The organism is Roseibium sediminicola (assembly GCF_023156505.1).
Lineage (GTDB): Bacteria > Pseudomonadota > Alphaproteobacteria > Rhizobiales > Stappiaceae > Roseibium > Roseibium sediminicola.
On record NZ_JALNMJ010000004.1, the window covers coordinates 76,685 to 98,758 of the forward strand.

Sequence of the window (22,074 nt, forward strand, 5' to 3'; positions counted from 1 at the left end):
GCAAACGCGCCCGTCACTTGCAAAACTCTGTCAAAACGTCAGTTCGGCGACCCCATGTCGTCACCGCTCATGTCTTCATAACTTTCGGTGAAATACTGCGTGAACACGCCGACCAGACCATCGTCATAGGACTGCGTCAGAGACGCCCAGCGCTCCTCCATTTTTTCCCAGAGCTTGGCTTTCTGGTTTCCGAATGTGCTCTTGGCGACCTGCCCCTCCGCCTCGACTGCCTTCGGCGACAAGGTCGCTTCGAACCGGGCGGCGGCCTTTTGCATGGCCGCGTAAGTCCACACGTGATGTTTCTGAATGTCCTTGAAGGCCGCGGACATGGCCTTTGAGATCGGCAGATAACCGTCCTCTTCGGCCCGGGGCGACAGCATGGTCTGCAGCGCCATTTGCGCGGTCGGCGAGAATTTCAATGCATTGTTGCCGCTTCGCATGATCAGCGTGCGGTTGGCATTGCGGGTCATCGCCTTGACCTGACTGCGCGCCTGGAGAAGGCCCATCAGATCGCCCGTAATGCCATTGAGAACCGCGCCGAGTTCCCTGGCGAAAGCTTCGGGATCGCGTCCCTTGAGCGCGTCGGGCGACAGACCCGCCCCTTCCGCGAACGCCTTGAGAAAATCGACGGCATCGGCGGAAACCGCCGGCGAAGGGCTCGACGGCGCCAGACTGTCCGGTTTGGGGGCGGGTTCCCCGGTAGATTGCGAAGCTTCGGCTGCCGGTTGGGGCTCGGCTACCTCCCCGGCCGGTTCCGGTTCGGGCTGAGCGATAGGTGAAGCCGCGGCGGGTGCCGACGGTTCGGCGGTCGGCCAGACGGGCGCATCCGCAACCGGTGCCGCCGCAATTGGGGCATCCGGAAAAGGTGATGCGGCCGGTTCCGCCACCGGACTTGCACCGGCAGTGACACTCTCAACCTGAGAAGCGCCCGATGTCTCCATGTCGGGCATCTGGAACAAAGGCTCCGGCGACGGACCGCTGTCTGACGGTGCTGGAGGGAATGCGGGCGGCTGGGCACTCTCCGTGGGGCCTGAAGACGCGGACGGTTCCGGATAAAGATGCGCCTGTTGGGCCAGATGATCGAGCGGGTCGGCCTGAGCCGGACGGGCCTGTTCGCGCGCCGGCTGCTGCGCTTGCGGATCGTAATAGACCGGATCGGCACCGCCGCCGCCATGCCCCTGCTGACCCCAGACGGAATCGGCTGGTGTACCGATGCCCGGATCGAGCGATGGCGGCGCATGGCGCCCTTCCATACCGGCGCCCGGCGATGCCCAGGGCCCGCCTCCGCCCGCGTCGGCGGGGTAAGGCGATTGCGGGGCAGCGGCTCCCGGCCAGGCAGAGCCGGCCGAAACGGGTTCAGGCTGCGGTGTGGTCCAGGGTTGTGACGACACCGGTGACGGAGCGCTAGAGACGGGCGCCTGAGCGGCAGAGGCCTCCAGGGTCACGGCGATGATATAGTCACCGATCATAATCCGGTCGCCGGTCCGCAGGACATGCGCCTTGTCCATCCGTGTCTGACTGCCGTTCAGAAACGTGCCATTGGTGGAGAAATCATATAGGACGAACTGACCGCCTTCGAACCGCACTTCGCAATGCTTGCCCGAGATCACCCGCTGCGGGTCCGGCAGGCTCCAGTCGAGATGTTCATGCCGGCCGATATCGAACCCGCGGTCGGCGCAGCTATAGGAAAGCTGACCGCCGGTATCGAGCCGGTCGACATTCTCGATCTGGAGAGTGATACGCATTCCCGCAGAATTCCCTTATCTTCTAGGAGGTCACCGGCGCCTGGCTCTTGTAGCTTACGACGGGCATGGGGCTGCCGCCGGCAAAAGACAACCCGGCGGACAGGCAGGACTTCACCGCTTCCTGGCGTTCGGCGGGCGCAAGGGACCCGAGCGCGATCATCACCGCGGCATTAACGGCCTTTGCGGTCAGGTCATCCGGCATATCGACCCTGTGTTCGGCGTTGGGGGACAGTGAACCACCGGACCATCCGGCAGCGAATCCGATCCAGACGGCCGCGCTGTCCGCCTTGGCTGCTTCGGCCGCCGCATGAACGGCTGCCCGCGCATCCTCGTCGCCTTCCCGCACCCAGGTCTCGCTGAGTTCCAGAACCTTCCGGTCCTTTTCGCTCTGTGCTCCGTCGAGCCCGGCGACACACTTCATGCCCCACCAGACAGATTCGCGCTTCGGCAGGACATGGGCGAAATACTCGATCGCCTTGAGCGGTTCCTCGCCCTGTTCAAGCTCGAGCGCATACTCCCCCGGAGCAACGTCCCCTGAGGGTTCGCTGACCGAATCGGCCAATTCCGGATATGCCTCAAATACCTGCTTCGCCTTGGTAAAGCGGATACGTGATCCCATCTGCTCTACTCCGTTTGTTGTTCTTGCCGCATGGTTGGGACTGCCGCGTCAATTGATCATCACAAGCCCGCCCTTCAGCTTCAGCAGTGCGCTGCCTGTGACATTGGTCATGGTGCCTTTCGCATTCAGAACAGCCGAGGCCTTCACATCGATCATCACCGATTTTATCTCGATTGATGCCGGCGTCATGGTGATCTTGCTGGCGCCGCATTTGAACTCGATCATCGTTCCGGCTTCCACTTTCCAGTTGAAGCCGATCTTCTCGGTCGTGTTCATGCCGACTTCTTCGGTCCGGTCGACATCTATCTTGGTTTCACGGCAGTTCTTGACGTAGAGTGTCTCGTTGTTCTCGATAACGGTATCCATGTCTTTCTGGGCGTGAACCCCGATGAGCTCCTGGCCTTTCGAGTCGTCCATGACGAATTCGTTGTAACCGCCGCCGCCGACGGTCGAATCGGACTTGATACCGGCCTTGTTTTTTTCACCCGGCAGGGAATATGGCGGCATGTTCTCCGCATTATAGACCGTTCCGACGATGATCGGCTGGTCCGGGTCACCTTCCAGGAATTGTACAATCACCTCCTGGCCTACACGCGGGATATAAATGCCGCCCCAATTGTTGCCGGACCACACCTGAGCCACACGCACCCGCCGAGATTGCGTCTTGTCGCGGTCCCAGTGAAATTCGACCATGATCTGACCGTATTCGTCCACATCGATTTCGCCTTGCCCCACGACTTTTGCCGTCTGGGGTCCGGGAATGCGCGGCTTGCGCGTGACGGCCGGCGTTCGAAAGGGAATGTCGGAGGCCAGCACGTCATAGGTCCCGGTATAGGCCTCTCCCTGCGCGCCGCCGCCTCCGGTCCGGTATTGTTCCGTGATGATCTGGTGGCTCGCGCGGACAACCAGATGTTCCTTGTTCTGCGGTCCGTGGGGGTGGTCCTTCAGGGTGAACAGGCCACCGGCGAACAACCGCGGCACTTCACCGGCCGTCTCGATCCGCTTGTCGGCAGCCTGTTCGGCTTCCAGGCGGATCTTGGACAACGTGGTGCCCTTGTCCTTTTCCGTGTAGCGGCCCGGATAGTCGTAGTGCTCCAGCGAGCCGGCACGATAGGCCGAACCGGCGTCGCGGTCCGCTTCCAGGGACGCGCTCGGCTTCTCGAAATCGTAGTCGTTCATCGCGAACTTGCCAGTGAGGAATCGGCGCGTCGGTACCCAGTGATAAATGTGCTCCTCGTCGCGCTGGCTCTCGCCGCCGATCGGGATGAACGGAATGGTGCTGTCACCGACGATCGGGCTGTAGGACGATTTGGCGTCGGCCAGGATCATGGTGTGTTTGCCGTTTTGGTGTTCGAAGAAATAGGAGATGCCAAACTCTTCCATCAACCGGCGGCAAAAATTGTAGTCCGATTCCCGATACTGGACGCAGTAGTGGATCGGGTCGTAGCTCTCGGTAAGGTTCTTGCGATGATCGGAAAAGTCGTGTTCGCCAAGCACCTCGGAAATGATGTCCGGCGCCGACTTGTCCTTGAAGATGCGGCAATTGGCATTCTTGGTGAGCAGCCAGAACCAGGGTTTCAACGTAAGCTTATAGACGTAATAGGCATCCCTGTAGCCGAGCCATCTCGCATCCGTCAGCAGGCCGTCGAAATAGCGGGTATCGCCGTTGTTGGTGACCACCTTGACGGTCATATGCGTGGCGATGGCCTGATCGAAATCCAGGTCTTCCTTTTGGCTGACGACTTCTATCCGGATTTCAAAATCTTCGCTCAAGCCTTCGTCGCACTCGATGGTGACAATGGAAAGCTCATCCTTGCCAAAGACCGATGTCAGTTCGGCCATTCGCTGTTTCTGTCTGAGTTGTCCTACGGCCACGAAAGCTCTCCTCGGAAATACTGCGGTTCCTGACGGGACAGACCAAAACGCTGTCGTCTTTCAGTACCTATGTCGTTTCCGCAAAAAATAATGTGCTCAAGAACACAATTGTTGCAAATACTTTAGACGACCGACGCTTGTGTGACGGAGCGGCACCGTCTTCCTTCCCCAACTGACCGTTAATTCTCCAAGGAACCCCGAAAACTAATTAGCCCGCTCAGCAACGTCATTCTCGCGGGTCTCCTCTTGCTTCTTCCTCACAAACCGACATACTGACATCAAAACGCACTTTAGTGACTTTCGCCACACTAATATTCCACCGATATGGCACGATACATTTCGAAGCCCGATGCGAAACGCATTCGAACACTCCACCAGGGAGGATTGAGATCGTGACCCAGATGAAAGCCAAGTTTGACCTGAACAAAATGACGCTGCGCCGGATCCTTTTGGCAACAGCATTCACCGTCGCCATTGGCGGCATGGCGCCGCCCGCGTCCGCCCAGGACCCGACCTATTCGGCCGACGAAGTCACCAAGCACTTCAAGCAGCTGAAGACCCGGTCCCTGAAGGCGACAGGCACCACGCGCGCACTGTGCATCGGCACGCGAGACGAGTGCAATCCGAACGCCGCAAAACAGGAAGGCGGCCAGATCGCCGTTACCAAGGAAAATGCCGACGGCGAGGCAACCGCCACTGCCGAGGCCCCGATGGTGGTCGATCCCGAGACCAAGGCAATCGACGACGCCTTTAACCTGTTGGTGTCATTCGAATACGCTTCCGCTCGGCTGAGCCCGGCGGCCAAGGCCAATCTTCGCGAATTCGCCAAGGGCATCAACGATGCCGACATCGCCGGCGCCAGGTTCGTGATCGAGGGCCATACGGACGGCATCGGCTCTGAAAGCTACAACCAGCGCCTCTCCGAGGACAGGGCCCAGGCCGTCACCCAGTTCCTGATCACGCTCGGCGTCGGCCGCGATCGCCTGAAAACCGTCGCCTATGGCGAAACCAGACCCAAGGTTGCCGACGTCAATGATCCGGCCAATCGTCGGGTCGAGAGCAAGCTGGTCCTCGAGCAGTAACAGCCCGAGCATCTGTCTGGCCGGCGCTGGCGCCGGCCAGAGACTTTGAATTTCCCGGCGGGAGGCTCGGGACGGATTTTGGGCGGGGAGCACCAATGAGTTTTGATCCGGACACATACGGCTCCGAAATTTCTCCGGGCGCTGGATGCGGCCCCGATCTTTATGATACCGAGCCGGCCTTTGCTGCTCTGCTCGATTCCTGCGAAGAGCTGCTGCCGGAACGCTTCAGCGAATTTGACCGCTCGGAAATCGAGTTCACCGACATTTTCAAACAGATGGACGGGTTCCTGAAACAGTCCCGGGACCTGCGCCTGCTGATCCTGCTGGCTCAGTTCGGCATTCTCGCAGGCCAGCTTCACACATTCGCCAATGCCGTGCGGATCATGCGTAGACTGCTCGAAAACCATTGGGACGAAGTCCATCCGATGGACGCGGATTTCGGCCATATGGAACGGATCGGCGCGCTCGAGGCGCTCAACAACCGTCCCGCCGTTGTATTGCCCCTGGAAGCCGCGCCGCTTCTGAAAACCCGGCGAACCGGGCCGATCAGTTATCGTGCGATTCAAATTGCGGCGGGTGATACGACCGCGCGTCCCGACGAACACACGATTTCCCTCGGCGCCATCGAAGCCGCGCTGACATCCGGAGAACTGGAACAGGACGCCATTGACGAGGTGCTCACGGATCTGGCGGACCTGCCGGACGAGCTTGAGGCCATTTCCAGCGTCTGCACGGAAAAGCTCAAGGCGGCCGATGCCAAGGCGGCGCCCCCGAATTACGAGGCTCTGTCAATATTGCTTCGGCAAATGAACACGGAGCTCAACACCCGGCTTGGCCGGATCGCGCCGGAAGACGCCGAGGACAGCGACGGCGACACACAGGCGGACACGGGTGCCGGCGCCGCCGACACCTCCCCGGCGGAGCAGCAGGACATTCGCAACGCCGCCCAGGCCAAACTGATTCTGGACGCGGTCGAGGACTATTTCGCCTCACGGGAGCCGTCCCACCCGGCCCTCTTCCTGGTCCGTGAAGCGCGCGGCCTCGTCGGCAAGTCCTATCTGGACGCTCTGAAGATCCTGATGCCGCGCCGCTTCGATGACGTTGCGCTTCTGCTCGGCACCAGTGGCCTGCAACTCTCCAATGACAGGTTGATCGATCTCAACGAAAACGACGATCCGGACCTCGGCGACATCGACGGCTTTTCTGTGCTGGTGATCGAGAACCGGTCCGACGCCATGAAGGGCATCGGCGCCGTCAAGGGCTATTATTCGACCAATGAGCCGACCAGCCCGATCCCGCTTCTTCTCGAAGAGGCCCAAAACATGAGTTCCGGCTCATTCACCGGCCTGCTCAACCTGTTCTTGCGTCCGGAAGGCGACTGAACCGAGTGAGGTGACAGCGAATCGCATTCCCTAGAGTTCCCAGGTTCATTCTTGACACAATCGATCAACGGGTCCTCAATATTCGAAAGAAAAATTTAAACCAGCTATCATGTGACTGTGATCACTTCCAATCCCAAATAATCGAAGTACATAGATACCCAAGAGATCAAACGCAGACATAAGAAAAAAACAAAGACCAACATCGCTGCGTGAGTATTTGACTAAAGCTGGCCCAGTTTTGCGCGGGCCAAGGAAATGAAAGGCAAGTACAATGGCATCGAATAGCGGGCAAAGCTTTATCAAGCGCAACAGACCTCCGAGGGTCCACATTTTCTACGAAGATCCGTTTGACGCGGAACAGAAAGTCGAGCTGCCGTTTGTCATGGGCATCATGGCCGATCTGTCAGGCGACAGCCCCGGTGTCGAAAAACCCGACATTGACGACCGCAAGCTTCTCGACATCGACATGGACAATTTCACCAAGCGCATGGAGGCCATCGAACCCGGCACGACCTTCACGGTGAAAGACAAGCTGTCCGGCGAGGACAACTCCAAGATGAGTGTCCAGCTGCGCTTCAAGAACATGGATGACTTCACTCCCGGCAAGGTCGCCGAACAGGTTCCGGCCCTGAAGAAGTTGCTGGACGCGCGCCGCAGCCTGGCCGCGTTGCGCACCATGATGGACGGCCGCGTTCAGGCGATCTCGCAGCTGGAGGAGCTGACCCGGGATCCGGCCTTGATGGAAGCCCTTGCTCAGAAGATCGAAGCCGAAAGAAAGCAGCCCGGTGATGCATCGGCTGACGACGGCAAAGAGGAGGCATAAATGAGCAACACCGATACCAGCGCCCAAACAAGCGGCGCAGCTGCCGGCGAAGCCACTTCGGAAAACAGTCCCGAAGAGTTTGCTTCGATCCTGAAACAGAATTTCCGCATCAAGGACGAAAACGATACGGCGAACCAGCTGGTTGACAACGCAATGTCGACCTTCCTCGCAGAGGCCCTGTCGGATCAGGCCCTGATCAAGGACGATGTCTACGACACGATCGACGAAATGATCGCCAAGCTGGATGAAAAGCTGACCTCCCAGGTCAACGAGATCATCCACGCGCCGGAATTCCAGAAGCTGGAAAGCGCCTGGCGCGGCCTGGACTATTTGGTTCACCAGTCGGAGACCGATGCAACGCTGAAACTGCAGTTCCTGAACATTTCGAAGAAGGAACTGGCGGGTGTCTTCAAGAGCTATCGTGGTGCCAAATGGGACCAGAGCCCGCTGTTCAAGCAGATCTACGAAGCTGAATTCGGCCAGCTTGGCGGCCAGCCCTATGGCTGTCTCGTCGGAGACTACGAATTCTCCTATGACCCTCAGGACATCACCGTCCTGCGCGGCATGGCGAAGATTTCGGCAGCTGCTCATGCACCGTTCCTTGCAGCGGCCAATCCGCAGCTGATGCAAATGGACAGCTGGACGGAACTGCCGGCGAAACGCGACCTGTCGAAGATTTTCGACACGGAGATCCACGCCCAGTGGCGGACGCTCCGGGAATCGGAAGATGCCCGTTACCTGGGTCTGACCATGCCGCGAGTGCTGGCCCGTCAGCCTTACGGCGCCAAGTCCGACCCGGTCGAGGAATTCGCCTTCGAGGAGGAATTCGGCGAGGACACCCACAACAATTACGCCTGGATGAACTCCGCCTATGCGATGGCGGCCAATGTCAACCGGGCCTACAAGGAATACGGCTGGACGGTCCGGATCCGTGGCGTAGAAAGCGGCGGTCTGGTCGAGGAACTGCCGACCCATGTCTTCGAAACGGATGACGGCGGTGTCGACCAGAAATGTCCGGCGGAAATAGCGATTTCAGACCGGCGCGAGCATGAAATCTCCCGCCTTGGCCTGATCCCGCTGATCCACCGCAAGAACACCGACCAGGCCGCGTTCCTGGGAGCGCAGTCCGTGTTCAAACCGCGCCAGTTCTCCGGACCGGACGGCAAGGATGCGACCGCATCGGACAATCTGTCGGCGCGGCTGCCCTACATGTTCGCGACCACCCGGTTCGCCCACTACCTCAAGGTGATGGTGCGCAACAAGATCGGCTCGACCAAGGAAGCGCCGCAGCTGCAGCGCTGGCTGAACGACTGGATCATGGACTACGTCGACGGCGATCCGGACAATTCGACCGAGGAAACCAAGGCGCGCAAGCCGCTTCGCGAAGCCAAGGTCACGATCGTGCCCGACGAGGAAAACCCCGGTTACTACCGGGCCCAGTTCTTCCTGCGTCCGCACTACCAGCTGGAAGGCATGGACATCGGCATGAGCCTGGCGTCCCGCATTCCGCAAGACGGAAGCTAACACCACGAATTGCCGGAGGGCGGCAGCCCGCCCTCGGCAGGCATCCCAATTGGATGCAAGTCCGGTTCCACCGGGCGGAGGTACAAACAGGCGCTTTGGCGTCCAGGGGTTTGGACCGTGAGGTCCGAGGTAGTTGTCAGGAATATCAGACTAAAGCCAGACCAGCCGGTCTGGCCGTCAACAACCAAGAGGATCTATTGAAATGGCTGTCGATTTTTTTCTGGAACTTGAAGGCATCAAAGGCGAAGCTCAGGACAAGACCCATAAGGACAAGATTGACGTTCTGTCCTGGTCCTGGGGCGCGTCCCAGTCCGGCACCACCCACATGGGCGGCGGCTCCGGCTCTGGCAAGGCCCATTTTCAGGACCTGAGCATCACCAAATATGTCGACAAGTCGACCCCGGTGCTGCTGCAGCATGTTTCCACCGGCAAACACATTACCAAAGGCACCTTGTTCGTTCGCAAGGCTGCCGGTGACAGCCCGCTGGAATATATCAAGATCGAGATGAAGGACATTATCGTCACCAATGTCTCGACCGGTGGCAGCGGTTCCGATGACCGCATCACGGAAAGCTGCACCCTGAACTTCGGTGAGTACAAATATATCTACACCGAACAGAAGCCGGACGGTTCCAAGGGCGCGGCCCCGGAATTTGCCTGGGACATCGCCGCAAACGAAAAGAAATAAGGTTTCGACCGACATGGCTGCCGCGCACCGCACGGCAGCCATGCTTTTTCAAGGCCCCGCGCTTGCGGGTGCAACATGTTTTGAGAACCTTCAGACGACACACAGCTTGAATTCAGGGGTGGCAATCAGCGTGGGCATGGCCGATGGCTAAATCAACCGTGAAGATGCATTCCCCGCTGATGTGGGCGTTCCGGGCAATCGAAGATCCGGACTACAAGGCCGCTCAGGCCCGGCAGAAGGAGGCCTCCAAGGGCCGCAACCTGCGCTCCGGCCGCCGTCTTTCCAGATCCTACGGCGTTTCCGAACATACCCTGCTCTCCGAGGTCCGCCGCGATCTGCAGGCTCTTCTCAACACCGTAAATCTCAATTCCACGCAGGACCTGTCCGACTATCCGGAAGTCGAGACCTCGATCCTGAATTTCGGACTCCCGGATCTGTCCGTCCATATCGTCGACACGGTGCGCATAGACCGACTCGCTGAAGACATCCGCCAGGCCCTGATCCGGTTTGAACCGCGCATGGATCCGCGCACTTTGCAGGTGCAGCGCGACGACAGTATTGAAAGCGACACGTTCAAGGTACGGTTCTTGATCAAGGCTGAAATCCGCTGCGATCCGATCAGGATCGGCAGCGAATTTATTGCCGACGTCGATCCCGCCTTTGGCCGGATCAAGATTATCGGGGCAACCGCATGAACCGGGAATTTCTGGATCTCTACAATCAGGAACTGATTTATCTGCGCGAACAGGGTGCCGCTTTTGCTGAGGCTTATCCCGCCGTTGCCGAGCGTCTGGGGGGGCTCCTGGAGGACCGTTCCGATCCGATGCTGTCCGGCCTTTTGGAAGGCACGGCCTTTCTGTCGGCGCGCGTGCAGTTGAAAATGAAGCACGAATTCGCCGAATTCACCTCCAACCTGTTCGAACAGCTCTACCCGACCGCCCTCGCCCCGATCCCGTCCATGGTCCTTGCCCGCGTGACACCCAAATATGGCGACGCCAACCTGCGCAACGGCCTCAAGATCGACAGGCATGCTCCAATGGAGGCCGTCTTCCGGGAGCGTCAGGGCGAAGTGCGCTGCCGCTTCACCCTGACCTCGCCGATAACCCTGACCCCGCTTGAGCTCACGGGTGCAAAATATTTGAGTTCCGCGGCGCAGATCTCCGGTCTTGGAGCGGACATGGCCGAGGACCGGCGCGCCCGCGCCGGCCTGTCGATTTCGCTGACGCATCGTATGGCGGAGGACCCGGAGAACGAGGTCTCCGCGGAAGAGGCGATGAAGAAGCCGGAATTCCAGGTGGCCGGCTGCCGTATCGACGACCTGCCGGTGCGTTTGATCGGGCCGCTTGGCCTTGCCGCCAAGGTCTATGAACAGATCTTCGGCCACACGATCACGCTCTATCTGCGCACCGAGGACCCCTATGGCCAGGCAACCCTGCAACGGCTGCCGGTAAGTGCCATCGAGCAACTGGGCTTCGACGAAGAAGATGCTCTGCTCCACAATGACCTGCGTCTCTTCACCGGCTTCGATTACCTGCGCGACTATTTCAACTTCCCACGCAGTTTCCTCGGCTTCCGCCTGACGGGCCTGCGACGGTATCTCGACCGGGTCAGGGCCAAGTCCTTTGACATCGTCTTTGTCTTCGATGAAGCCGACTCGCGCCTGCCCGCGCATGTGGAAGGCAAGATCTTCGCATTGCATTCGGCTCCCGCGGTCAATCTGTTCGAGCGCCAGACAGACCGAGTACCGATCAAGAAGGGCCAGCACGAATTCGCGGTCATCACGGACAGGACCCGGCCGCTGGACTATGAGGTCCATTCCGTCACAGAGGTCAACGCGCATTTCTCCGGCGGAGAAAAACGCCCGGTCGATCCGCTTTACAGCGTTGCACCGGACACCGAAAAGGCCGGACACGAATGGTTCTACACCATCCGCCGACTGCCGCGCCGGCAATCCTCGAGCGAATTGCGCCGTCAGCAGCCGGTTTCGTATGTGGGCACGGAGACCTTCATCACGATTTCCAGCGGCGCCCAGGCGGCTGCGCTCTTGCAGCGCGGTGAAAAGCGTCTCGCGGAGCTGTCATTGAAAGTGATGGCTTCCAATCGCGCGCTGGCTGCGGATCTGCCGGTCGGGTCCAACGCCGACAAATCCGCCGGCGGCGACTTCCGCATTCTTGAAGATGTCGGGCTCAAGGTGGAGTGCGTCGCCGGACCGACCTCACCGAGGCCGCCACTGCTGTCCTATAACGAGCGCCTGGGCGAAGAAGGCCATTCGGGCGCCATTGCCTGGCGCCTGATCAACATTCTGGCGCTCAATCACACCGGACTGGTGCTCGACGGCGCCGGCAAGGACGGCCGCTCGTTCAAGGACATCCTCAGCGTCTTCGCGCCGCTCTCGGACAATGCCGCCGACCGGCAAGCCCAATCTGTCCGCTCGGTCTCCACACGCCCTGTCGTGCGCAGGCTGCAGCAGAAATCCGGGACGGGTGTCGCCCGCGGCCTGGAGGTGACCATCACCCTCGACGACAAGGCCTTTGAAGGCGCCAGCGCGTTTCTCATGGGCGCCGTCCTCGACCGGTTTGTCGCAGAATATGCCTCCATCAATCATTTCACCCAATGTGTCATTGCGACCACCGAGCGTGGCGTCATCATGAAATGGCCGCCCAGGATCGGTGCCAAGGGGATCCTATGACCAAGTCGGACGACGACGATCTGGTTGAAGACCACGCGGCCGCCGACAAGACCGTGGTGAGGCCCGGCAAGGGAGCCGGTCCATCCATCTGGCCGTCATCGGAGGAACCGGCCGAATCCGGAGAGAGACCGGCCTCCCACTTGTCTCCCGCGTCGGAACAAGAGCCGGAAGACACTGGCCAAGGAGACGCCGCCCCGGACGGCCTCGGACACAAAGGCGACAAAACGACTTTATCGCCCGCGATTAAATCGCCCTCAAAGGTCAAGGAAATCGAGGTAGCGCCTTCGGCATCCGATGCGGCCGACGACAATGACGGCCAGTCGGAACTGGACGCACCAACCGGGCCGGAGTCTTTTGTCGCTGCCACTGCTGACGCTCCGACTGAACATGAGCCCGACGGCATCTTGACTGAGGAAACGTCTTCCGAGGAGAACACCGTTCCGCCGGAAGCGCAGAGGATCGAGGTTCCGGTCCAGCAGCAATACGCTTCGCTGCTGGCTGCGTTGAGCGACCGGATTGAAAAGCACCCGGGCGGCCACGATCTTCTGGCGGTTCTGCGCATGCTGGAAGGCCAGACCGCCCCCGGCGGCGCTTCAAAGGGCATGGACCCGAAAAAGGCCGACGAGCCGGCCCCGCCGCGGATCGGAAAGAGCCGGCGGCTGATGGAGGACATCGTCCGTTTCGGTCAGGACCCGTCGAGCGAATTCGCGCCGTCCACGATTGAACGCGCGACACGTGACAGAGATGGCGGCCTGGTGCTGCTGGAACGGTTTCTGGGCCTGCTTGGGCCCCAGGGCGCCCTGCCTGCCGCCTATACCGACGAAGCCATCATGAGCGGGCTCAAGGGCGAGGACAGTTTTCCCCGTTTCCTGGACGTCTTCAACAACCGCTTCGTGCAACTGTTCTTCCGGGCCTGGGCCGACGCCAGACCGATCGTTCAGCACGACCGGCCGGATGACGACCGCTTTCTGGCCTATCTCGGATCGTCCATCGGCATCGGTTCACCGATCTTCCGCGAACTCGACGGCATCGACGACCGCCTGAAGCTGCTTTATGCCGGCCTCGCCTCCTCCAAGACCAAGAGCGCGATCCGGCTCAAGGCCCTGATCACAGGCGTTTTCGGCGTGAAGGTCGAGATCGACCAATGCGTCGGCACCTGGCTGCATCTCGACCGGGACGACCAGCTGAAACTGGGCGGCTTCGGTCCGGGCGGCGCCGGCCAGCTCGGAGCCGACACCATCGTCGGCGCCAAGGTCTACAGCGTGAGCGACAAGATCCGCATCCGGATCTTCACACGCTCGCTGGAGGAATACCGGAAATTCCTGCCGCCGACCCGGACAAAACCCAATCCGTGGACCGAAAAGCTCTTCGATCTCATCGATTTCTATCTGGGTCTCGAGACCGAATACGAAATTGAACTGGCCCTGCCCAAAAGCTGTGCCTCAGCAGTCAAAATGGATAGCAATAATTCAGCGACACTTGGCCATATCGGCTGGCTGAAACCTGCAAGGGAAGCGGCGCCGGAACCGGACGACGCGCTGGAGGAAGAGGACATGCTCACCGACACCCGTTTCCGGCCTGTGCGCCGGCACACAACCGTTTACCAATAGGTCTCAAATCTGAAGGTCCTGCATTATGGCTGACATCACCGTTGAAAACGTTGCCTATAAGATCAATTCGGTCGCCTATGAGAGCCTCGACAAGGCGATGCGGCTGACCAAGGACGCGGGCCACCGGCATCTGGAGCTGCTGCACTGGTTCTATTACCTGATCCGTGACGAGAAATCGGACCTCTACCAGATCCTTCGCCATTTCGATGTCGACCTCGGCACCCTTGACAAGGACCTTCAGGACTCGATCAAGAAACTGAAGATCAATCAGACCGAATTGCCTGCCATGTCCAAACCCTTCCGCGAGGCGCTGGAGGGAGCCTGGTTCGTCGGCACGCTTAGCTTTGGCGACTACAAGATCCGCTCCGCCTATGTGCTCATCTCCGTGCTCGGCGACGAAGCCTCGCGCACTCAGCTGTTCAATCTGTCGTCCGTCTTCAACAAGCTCAAGCGCGAGGAAATCTCGAGCAACCTGGATGCGATTGTCGACGGCTCTGGCGAGGCACGAGCCCGGCCGATTGACGGCTCCGTTCCGAAGTCCACCACCGCCTCCGCCGTTCCGGGCGAACAGCGCGAAGCGCCGGGTCCCGGTGGGCCGGGCGAGGATGCCTTGTCGCAGTTCACGGTTGACTTCACCGCCCGTGCCCGTGCCGAGGAATTCGACCCGATCGTTGGCCGCGACGAGGAAATCCGCCAGGTGGTAGACGTGCTGATGCGCCGCCGCCAGAACAATCCGATCCTGACCGGCGAGGCAGGTGTCGGCAAGACGGCGATTGTCGAGGGCTTCGCACAGAAGATCGTTGCCGGCGACGTGCCGCCTGCCCTGCTCGGCACCCGGCTCTGCGCCCTCGATCTTGGCCTGCTCCAGGCCGGCGCCTCCATGAAGGGCGAATTCGAGAAACGCCTGCGGGCAGTCATCGATGCCGTTCACGGCTCCATCGTGCCGACCATCCTGTTCATCGACGAGGCGCACACTCTGATCGGCGCCGGCGGCGCCGCCGGCACGGGCGACGCGGCCAACCTGCTCAAGCCAGCGCTTGCACGCGGTACCTTGCGCACGGTCGCCGCCACGACATGGTCGGAATACCGCCAGCACTTCGAGAAAGACCCCGCCCTCACCCGCCGGTTCCAGCCTGTCCAGGTGGATGAACCGGATGAAGAAAAATGCTTTGCCATGGTGCGCGGGCTGCTCGGGCCGATGGAAGAGCACCACCAGGTCCGCATTCTCGACAGTGCTGTCCGCTCCGCCGTTTCCCTTTCGCACCGCTACATCCCGGCCCGCCAGCTGCCCGACAAGGCGGTCAGCGTGCTCGACACGGCTTCCGCCAGAGTGAACATTTCCCAGGCGGCCCAGCCCTCTCGATTGCTCGACCTGATCGCCAAGAAGGGTTTCCTGGAAACCGAGAAACAGGCCCTCGTCAACGACGCCGAACTCGGCATGGAACAGGACGAAAAGCTCGAAGTCCTGAACACGGCAATCGCGGACACAGAGACCAAGATCGAGGACGTCCGCGCCGCATGGGAACGCGAGCGCAAGCTGGTCGCGGAAATCCGGCGGCTGAACAAGGCCCTGATCCAGCTGAAGGGCGGCGAACCGGCCCCGCATCCGGAAAGCGCCGAGATCGAGGATCCCGAACATGCGGGACCGGCCCTGGTTCCGATCGACGAGATCGAACTCGACATGGATGTGGACCTCTCCAGCGAGGATGCCATCCGCGAGGCGCTTGCCGCCAAGCGGGCCGAATTGTCGGAGATCCCGGAAGACGACCGTATGGTCTATGCCTATGTCGATGACGAGGCGGTCGCCAGCATCATTTCCGACTGGACCGGCATTCCGGTCGGCCGCATGGTCCAGGACGAGATGCAGACCATCCTCAACCTGACCGACAGCCTGAACAAGCGGGTGATCGGCCAGGCCCATGGTCTTGCGATGATCGCCAAGCGCATCGAGACCAGCCGTGCCCAGCTCGGCAATCCCGACAAGCCGATCGGCGTGTTCATGCTCTGCGGCCCGTCCGGTGTTGGCAAGACCGAAACCGCGCTGGCGCTTGCCGAAACCCTTTATGGCGGCGAGGAAAGCCTGATCACCATCAACATGTCCGAGTTCCAGGAAGCCCATTCGGTCTCCGGCCTCAAGGGTGCGCCCCCGGGTTATGTCGGCTATGGCGAAGGCGGACGCCTGACGGAAGCGGTCCGCCGCAAGCCCTATTCGGTGGTGCTGCTGGACGAAGTCGAAAAGGCCCATCCGGATGTGCACGAGATCTTCTTCCAGGTGTTCGACAAAGGCTGGATGGAAGACGGCATGGGCAGGAAGATCGACTTCCGCAACACGCTGATCCTGCTGACCTCCAATGTCGGCACCGACATCATCATGCATGCGGCCAGCAACATGCTCGATGCGCCTGTCTCCAGCGACGAAGGCATGGCCGCCACCGATCCGAACGCACCGGACCCGGAAAAGCTTGCGGAAGCCCTCCGGCCTGCCCTCCTGGACGTGTTCCCACCAGCCCTGCTCGGCCGCATCGTCACCATCCCGTATTATCCGCTATCGCCGTCGATGCTCGGCTTCATTGTCCGCCTGCAGCTCAACCGCATCGTCAAGCGGGTCATGCAGAACCGCGGCGCCAAGCTGTCCTATGGCGAGGATGTGGTCTCCCATATCGTCTCGCTGTGCCGCGACCCGGACAGCGGCGGCCGCATGATCGACAACATCATCACCAACGACCTTCTGCCGAAGCTGTCGCGCGCCTTCCTGACGGCGCAGATGAATGGCGAGGAGATCGAGGAAGTGTCGCTGAAAGCAGGTGATGACGGGATCGACATCGTCATGGGCTCTGCGGGTTAAATCAGCTGCTGAAAAAACAATACCCCGGCTGGGAACGGACCCGGCCGGGGTTATTCGTGCAATTCAAGTCGTATTTCGTCAGATCCCGATCAGGACGGTGAATTCACCCGTGGTGATCACGCCGCCTTTCAGCGTCGGATCGCCCATGCGGGCGGCCGGCAGTTTGCCGATAAGCACAGTCGGCGAACCGAAGACAATCGGATCAACATTGGCCGGCGGCGGGCCGACACAGATACATAAATCGGTCAGGCGGGCGGCCGGACGTTTGCCGATCAAGACATTCACCATGCAGGGGGGCGCGATCGGCAGACCGGGCGGAACAGGTGTCATCGTGCACATATGAAAATCGCCTAAACGGGCAGCCGGCTGGGACATGATCGCCTCATGAAAGATTGCGGTCTCATCAGACTATACAGCACGTTGCTCCAAAGCTGGAATCCAGATCACAGTTCCGCGTCTTTCAGCGCCCGCCGGCGGTTATTGCACCGTCAGGATCTCGGTGATCGACTGCCGGTAATCCTTGATGTCGTTGCTGGCCACCGATTGCGGTTCATCGGTTCCGGTTTCCATCTCGAAGGCGAGCGGATCCGTCGGCTCGCCCCGCGTCCTGATTTCAAAATGAAGATGCGGACCGGTCGACAGACCCGTCGTGCCGACATAGCCGATCAGGTCCCCCGCCTGCACCACCGAGCCGAGCTGCACGCCATCGGCGAATTCATGCATGTGGGCGTAGCGGCTGGTGATGCCACCCTTGTGGGTCAGCTCGATGAAGTTGCCATATCCGCCGCGCACGGCCCGGTAGGTTACCTTGCCGGAAAACGCCGCGCGGATCGGCGTGCCCGTCGGCGCCGCCCAGTCGACACCGGCATGCAACCGCTCCGTCTTCTTGATCGGATGAAAGCGCATGCCGAATTTGGAGGTCAGAACCCCTTTGACCGGCACCAGCATGGCGCCGGACAGACTGACCTGGCCGCCTTCACTGACACAAGCAAAACCCCGGTTGCCCGGCGCCTTCATAACGTAACACCGGACCGACCAGTCATTGCCCCGCCGTATTCCGGCGAACAGGACCCGGCCGCCGCCGCGCTTGTCGTCCCTGGGCGCATCCGTGAAGACCAGCGTGAACCGCTCATCGTCCTTGAGCGCCCGCTGCAAATCGGTCATCGGCGCAAGATAGGCGATTGCCTCGCCCACGATGGAAGCGGGCACGGCATTCCGGACCGCGGTTGCATAAAGACCGTCGATCAGCCGGTGGCTCTTGCCGCTTCCGGCCTTTTTATCGCTCACGATTTTTTCCTGAACGATAGGTTTGCCGAACCAGGGATCCGCGCCATGCACATAGGCCGGACCATCCGGGCCGTTCGACAGGGCGGCGGTGCCGAGATAGCCCTCCGACGAATGAAAAGAGATCTGCACCGGACGGTAATAGTCACCCACCTTGCCGAGCCTGTTCGGCATCCGGACGCCGCGCAAAGCGATTTTATCGCCTGCGATCAAATCGCTTTTCTGAAATTCCGCCTGAACGAAATCCAGCAGCGGCTTGATGGCGTTTTCGTCAAACCCCCTGTCCAGCAAAAACGCCTTCAAGGTGACTTCCTTGTCGATGCCCTCGCGGACCTCGAGCCTACTTGGCCCCTGCCCGATGGGGCGCTCCGACAGGTAGAGATTGAGCGTATCGGTGTTCGGTTTCAGGAAGACCGGCAAGTTCGAGGACGGGTCGGTTGGATTGCTGGCGTCTTCTTCGATTGCCAAGCCTTCACTATCCTCGCCGCCACCGAAATTTCCGAATTGAAAGTCGGTCTCGCTGCCCGGCGCGCGAATGACCAGCTTGCCATCCTCGTCCAGCATCTGGCTGTCCAGCACATAGGCATTGGCTGTCGGAACCTCGGCACGGCCCTCGCCGATTGCCGAAGGCGGCACGGAGCGTTCTGACAGGTCGATCCGCCTGCTGGCCGCACCGTCCTTCAACAGAACGGGGTCGCCCGCCAGCGGTATGACCGCGGACAGGGCCATGTCGAAAAACGGATCGGCCGGTATGCCCAACTCTTCCGCATTGCCAATAAGTGTGTCTGTTTCAGTGCCCTCACCAACCGGCGTTTCTGCGACAGGCGCTTCTTCCGCTTCCGCAGTCACCCGCTCCATGGCATCGGCATCGGCCTGACCTTCGCTAGCGATCTGGTCGGACACGATCTCCTTGGGCGCGGAAAAGGAAATAGAGCCGGATGTCACCAAATGCGCCACTCCTCCGGCCACCCCGCCCAAAAGGAGAAACCCGACAGCCAACGCTGCATATTTAAGGCCTGAACCACCTTTGGCGGACCGTGCATTTGTTGCCTGTTGCCAAACTGAAGGAGACGAAGACGTCGCGGTCGGCCCCGACGGCGGCCGCGTCGCCGGTTTCCCAGACGGCCGGATCACCGTCCGGTCGAACTCGGGCCGGTTCGGCCCCGCAGACTTGTTGTCAGGCCATTGCGCCATGCTGAGCCCTTGAAATCGCTCGCTTCATCGCCGTCACCGGACGATCATGCCGGATGCCGCGTCAACTTGCAAAAGCGCAGGAGAGACTGCCGCTATCTTTTCAAGGCGGTCAACTTGTCAGTCGACTTGGCGCTGCCCGTGTCCGGCTGTTCCATATACATCGCCGGCCGGTCGAGCGTGAAAACAGCAATATCGGAACTCAGACCCCGCAACTGGCCGCTCCAGATCTTCGTGAGCGGATAGGTCTCGGGCAGTTTTTCGGCGATGGAGCCGCTGACGGCAAGCCGCACCTTGCAGTCCTTGGCAACGGCTTCGATGCGGCTGGCGGTGTTGACCGTCGTGCCCATCACCGTGAAGGACCGCCTGTGTTCGCCGCCAATGTCACCGACCAGAACCGGCCCGGAATTCAGCGCGATGCGCAGGTCCAGCGGTTCCTGGCCCGTGACCTCTCTCAGGTGTTCGATCAGGTCAATGATTTCGGCGGACGCATCGACCGAGGCTTGTTCCGGATTGTCAACGGCGTTCGGGGCATTCCAGACCGCCATGATGGCATCACCGATATATTTGTCGATATAGCCCTGATGCTTCGTGATCACTTTGCCGATTTCGTCGAAACAGACATTCACCACGCGCACCACTTCGGTATCGGCCAGCTTTTCCGACATCTTGGTGAAGCCGACAATGTCGATGAAGGCCACGACAACGGTGCGTGTTTCGCCGCCGAGTTCCGGCAACTGTTCGGAACGGGCCATGTGTTTGATCACGTCCGGTGCCATATAGTGGCCGAACAGCCGCACCAGAGAGCGCTGGCGGCGCTGCAGGATGCCGACTTTGCCGACCGCCGACACGACAATGGCGCTGACACCGGCAACTGGCGCGACGCCCGGCGCGATCAGGAACCCGATTTCAAGCCCGGCCAGGCAGAGGCCGAGACCGGCCGCGACACCTCCGATCGCCACAAACGGCAAGGCGGACAAAGGCAACAACAGCCCGGCAAGCGCGCCACCAACGGCAAAGACCACCGCAAGCCCTTGCAAAAGCCCCACCGGCGGCTCAACCGCGAAACGGCCCGTCAGGGCGGCGCCGATGAAATCGGCAAGCACAAAGACGCCGGCGGTCTGCGGCTGCACGCGTGGTCGGCCGCTGGGGCCTTGCTCCGCAAGCTCCAAGGGCAGACGTGGCAGAAACCGGTCGGAATAAAGATGTTCGTCCTCGTAAGGCAACAGGCCGCCGAACAACACGATCCGCCCCCTTGCGAATTGCGCCAGTTGCTCCTGCCCCGCGTCGTTTTCCAGAAGCGTCAGCACATCAAGCAGCGAAAGATAGGGAACGGATGTCGCCAGTCTGGAAGCTGGTATGGCGGTATAGCTCTCGCGGACCCTGCCCCCAGCCTTGGCCATCAGAGCGTCTATGAGATGAGGGGAATCAGCCAGAGGCAGATCGGGATCATGGCGCCGCACGACACCATCGCTGTCCGTGGAAACGATCACGGAGCGCACCCCCCCCTCACCGGCGGCGGCCGTAAAGGAGCGATGCGGTACGCCGATCTCGGTATGGGCGATAAAGACACGGCCGCGATTTTTGTAAAGATATCGCTGAAAGGGCTGGTCGAAGCCACTGAGCCGTTTTTCACCGGTGCTGGGATCCGCAAAGGCGTCGGCGCTGTAGGCAAAGACAAAATCATAACCAACGGCCAGCGCGCCGGCATCGAGCAAGGCCTGGCCGGCCTCCGCCAGCAGGGGCGCCATCAGGACACGCGGGATCGGTGCCAGGCGATCAGAATCCAGGGAGGTCTGATCGAGACCGACCACAAGCACCGGTGCGGGCGCGGTGCTGTCCACGCCCTTTATCATGGCGCGCATCTGGAAAAGGCGGTCCGTCACCCAGCCTTCCCAGATGGCCTTGTCAGCGGATAACCCGATGGCGATGCCCGCCCCGACGGCGACAAGCGCGATCAGGGCGATGAGCTGCTTCCTGCCAAAGGCTGCGTCCGCAAAGCGGCCGCCACGCATCATTTCACGATGACAACCGCAGTATTGCGTCCGACCTTGGCCGGATCGATGGTGAATTTACGCATGACCACACCGTAATCCGGTGCCTTGCCCTGAAGAAAGAGTTCAACTTCAACGGCTTCGTTTTCCGTTTCACGGTTGGGCATGTCGGTCAGGATATTGTCCAGGACGTCGAACCGCTTGGGCGCACCGCCGGCGAAGGACACGAACACCGTGTCGTATTCTTCGCGCAGATTGTCATCGAAGCGCAGCATCAGCGACGCGGCCTTTTTGGTCTCCAGCGTGAGACCGCGCAAGGTCACCGTCAGGCCCTTGTCGGCCTGCTGGTCGTCCGAACCGGCATCCGCCTGCAGACAATTGCCGGCACGCAACACTTCTTCCGAGCCGCCGTCCAGGGAATAGCCTTCCGACGAGATCGAAAGGGTTCCAGACTTCAGCCGGACTTCCTGACAGGCCCCATAATCGAGCAGATCGACATGACCTTCCTCGCCGAGCTCAACAACATCACCAGGCATCAATTCGCTGAAGGCGGTCACTTCGATGCCGTCGGACTTGTCCAGCACAAGGGCCATCGGATCGGCAAAAGCGGCACCGGCCGACAACCCCAGCCAAAGCGTGGTCGCGCAACCAACTTTCAAACTTCGCCCTGCGCGCATGGATTTGAATATCTGTTTCATGACGGACTCCTCGGTCATTGGTCAT

Annotated in this window: 16 protein-coding genes; 9 read left to right on the forward strand and 7 right to left on the reverse strand. The window is 60.6% G+C overall.

Going from position 1 to position 22,074, the window contains the following annotated elements:
- Window positions 1–38: 38 nt before the first annotated feature.
- From tagH to M0H32_RS07630, 3 genes are read right to left on the reverse strand one after another with little or no spacing between them, the layout of a single operon-like run.
- A complete protein-coding gene (tagH, locus tag M0H32_RS07620) occupies window positions 39–1,745 on the reverse strand; it encodes a type VI secretion system-associated FHA domain protein TagH (RefSeq protein WP_248152877.1) in 1,707 nt (568 codons plus the stop codon).
- Window positions 1,746–1,767: 22 nt separating this feature from the next.
- Complete coding sequence (locus M0H32_RS07625) at window positions 1,768–2,364, reverse strand: DUF6931 family protein (RefSeq protein WP_248152879.1); 597 nt, start codon at window positions 2,362–2,364, stop codon at window positions 1,768–1,770.
- Between the two features lie 48 nt (window positions 2,365–2,412).
- Window positions 2,413–4,206 carry a type VI secretion system Vgr family protein gene (locus tag M0H32_RS07630; protein WP_248152881.1) on the reverse strand — a complete coding sequence of 598 codons (1,794 nt, stop codon included), beginning with the start codon at window positions 4,204–4,206 and terminating at the stop codon, window positions 2,413–2,415.
- A 434-nt stretch (window positions 4,207–4,640) separates the two neighbouring features.
- On the opposite strand from M0H32_RS07630, the gene M0H32_RS07635 reads away from it, so the two are divergent.
- The 9 genes from M0H32_RS07635 to tssH all read left to right on the forward strand — a co-directional run bounded on the left by M0H32_RS07635 (window position 4,641) and on the right by tssH (window position 16,882).
- A complete protein-coding gene (locus tag M0H32_RS07635) occupies window positions 4,641–5,321 on the forward strand; it encodes an OmpA family protein (protein ID WP_248153188.1) in 681 nt (226 codons plus the stop codon).
- Between the two features lie 95 nt (window positions 5,322–5,416).
- Complete coding sequence (locus M0H32_RS07640) at window positions 5,417–6,703, forward strand: type VI secretion system protein TssA (protein WP_248152886.1); 1,287 nt, start codon at window positions 5,417–5,419, stop codon at window positions 6,701–6,703.
- A 271-nt stretch (window positions 6,704–6,974) separates the two neighbouring features.
- Window positions 6,975–7,526, forward strand: coding sequence for a type VI secretion system contractile sheath small subunit (gene tssB / locus M0H32_RS07645; protein WP_248152888.1), 552 nt, complete (start codon window positions 6,975–6,977; stop codon window positions 7,524–7,526).
- Window positions 7,527–9,050 carry a type VI secretion system contractile sheath large subunit gene (tssC, locus tag M0H32_RS07650; protein ID WP_248152893.1) on the forward strand — a complete coding sequence of 508 codons (1,524 nt, stop codon included), beginning with the start codon at window positions 7,527–7,529 and terminating at the stop codon, window positions 9,048–9,050.
- A gap of 202 nt (window positions 9,051–9,252) precedes the next feature.
- Entirely contained in the window at window positions 9,253–9,738 is a 486-nt protein-coding gene (locus M0H32_RS07655) for an Hcp family type VI secretion system effector (RefSeq protein ID WP_248152895.1), read from the forward strand.
- 143 nt (window positions 9,739–9,881) lie between these two features.
- Window positions 9,882–10,433, forward strand: a complete 552-nt coding sequence (tssE, locus tag M0H32_RS07660) for a type VI secretion system baseplate subunit TssE (protein WP_248152899.1) — start codon at window positions 9,882–9,884, stop codon at window positions 10,431–10,433.
- The gene (gene tssF / locus M0H32_RS07665; RefSeq protein WP_248152903.1) at window positions 10,430–12,427 is read left to right on the forward strand and encodes a type VI secretion system baseplate subunit TssF; all 1,998 of its coding nucleotides are present in this window, start codon (window positions 10,430–10,432) and stop codon (window positions 12,425–12,427) included. The genes tssE and tssF overlap by 4 nt, the downstream gene beginning before the upstream one ends.
- Complete coding sequence (gene tssG / locus M0H32_RS07670; RefSeq protein ID WP_248152909.1) at window positions 12,424–14,037, forward strand: type VI secretion system baseplate subunit TssG; 1,614 nt, start codon at window positions 12,424–12,426, stop codon at window positions 14,035–14,037. Before tssF ends, tssG begins: the two co-directional genes overlap by 4 nt.
- A 25-nt stretch (window positions 14,038–14,062) precedes the next feature.
- A complete protein-coding gene (tssH, locus tag M0H32_RS07675; RefSeq protein WP_248152913.1) occupies window positions 14,063–16,882 on the forward strand; it encodes a type VI secretion system ATPase TssH in 2,820 nt (939 codons plus the stop codon).
- 78 nt (window positions 16,883–16,960) lie between these two features.
- On the opposite strand, the gene M0H32_RS07680 is transcribed toward tssH, so the two are convergent.
- The 4 genes from M0H32_RS07680 to M0H32_RS07695 form a co-directional block, all read right to left on the reverse strand.
- Window positions 16,961–17,257 (reverse strand): PAAR domain-containing protein, encoded by a 297-nt coding sequence (locus M0H32_RS07680; protein WP_248152915.1) that lies wholly within the window; start codon window positions 17,255–17,257, stop codon window positions 16,961–16,963.
- 102 nt (window positions 17,258–17,359) lie between these two features.
- A complete protein-coding gene (locus tag M0H32_RS29630) occupies window positions 17,360–19,111 on the reverse strand; it encodes a M23 family metallopeptidase (protein ID WP_248152917.1) in 1,752 nt (583 codons plus the stop codon).
- 341 nt (window positions 19,112–19,452) lie between these two features.
- Window positions 19,453–21,375 carry an adenylate/guanylate cyclase domain-containing protein gene (locus M0H32_RS07690; RefSeq protein WP_248152918.1) on the reverse strand — a complete coding sequence of 641 codons (1,923 nt, stop codon included), beginning with the start codon at window positions 21,373–21,375 and terminating at the stop codon, window positions 19,453–19,455.
- On the reverse strand, window positions 21,372–22,049 hold the full coding sequence (locus M0H32_RS07695) for a hypothetical protein (protein ID WP_248152922.1): 678 nt from the start codon (window positions 22,047–22,049) through the stop codon (window positions 21,372–21,374). The genes M0H32_RS07690 and M0H32_RS07695 overlap by 4 nt, the downstream gene beginning before the upstream one ends.
- Window positions 22,050–22,074 lie beyond the last annotated feature (25 nt).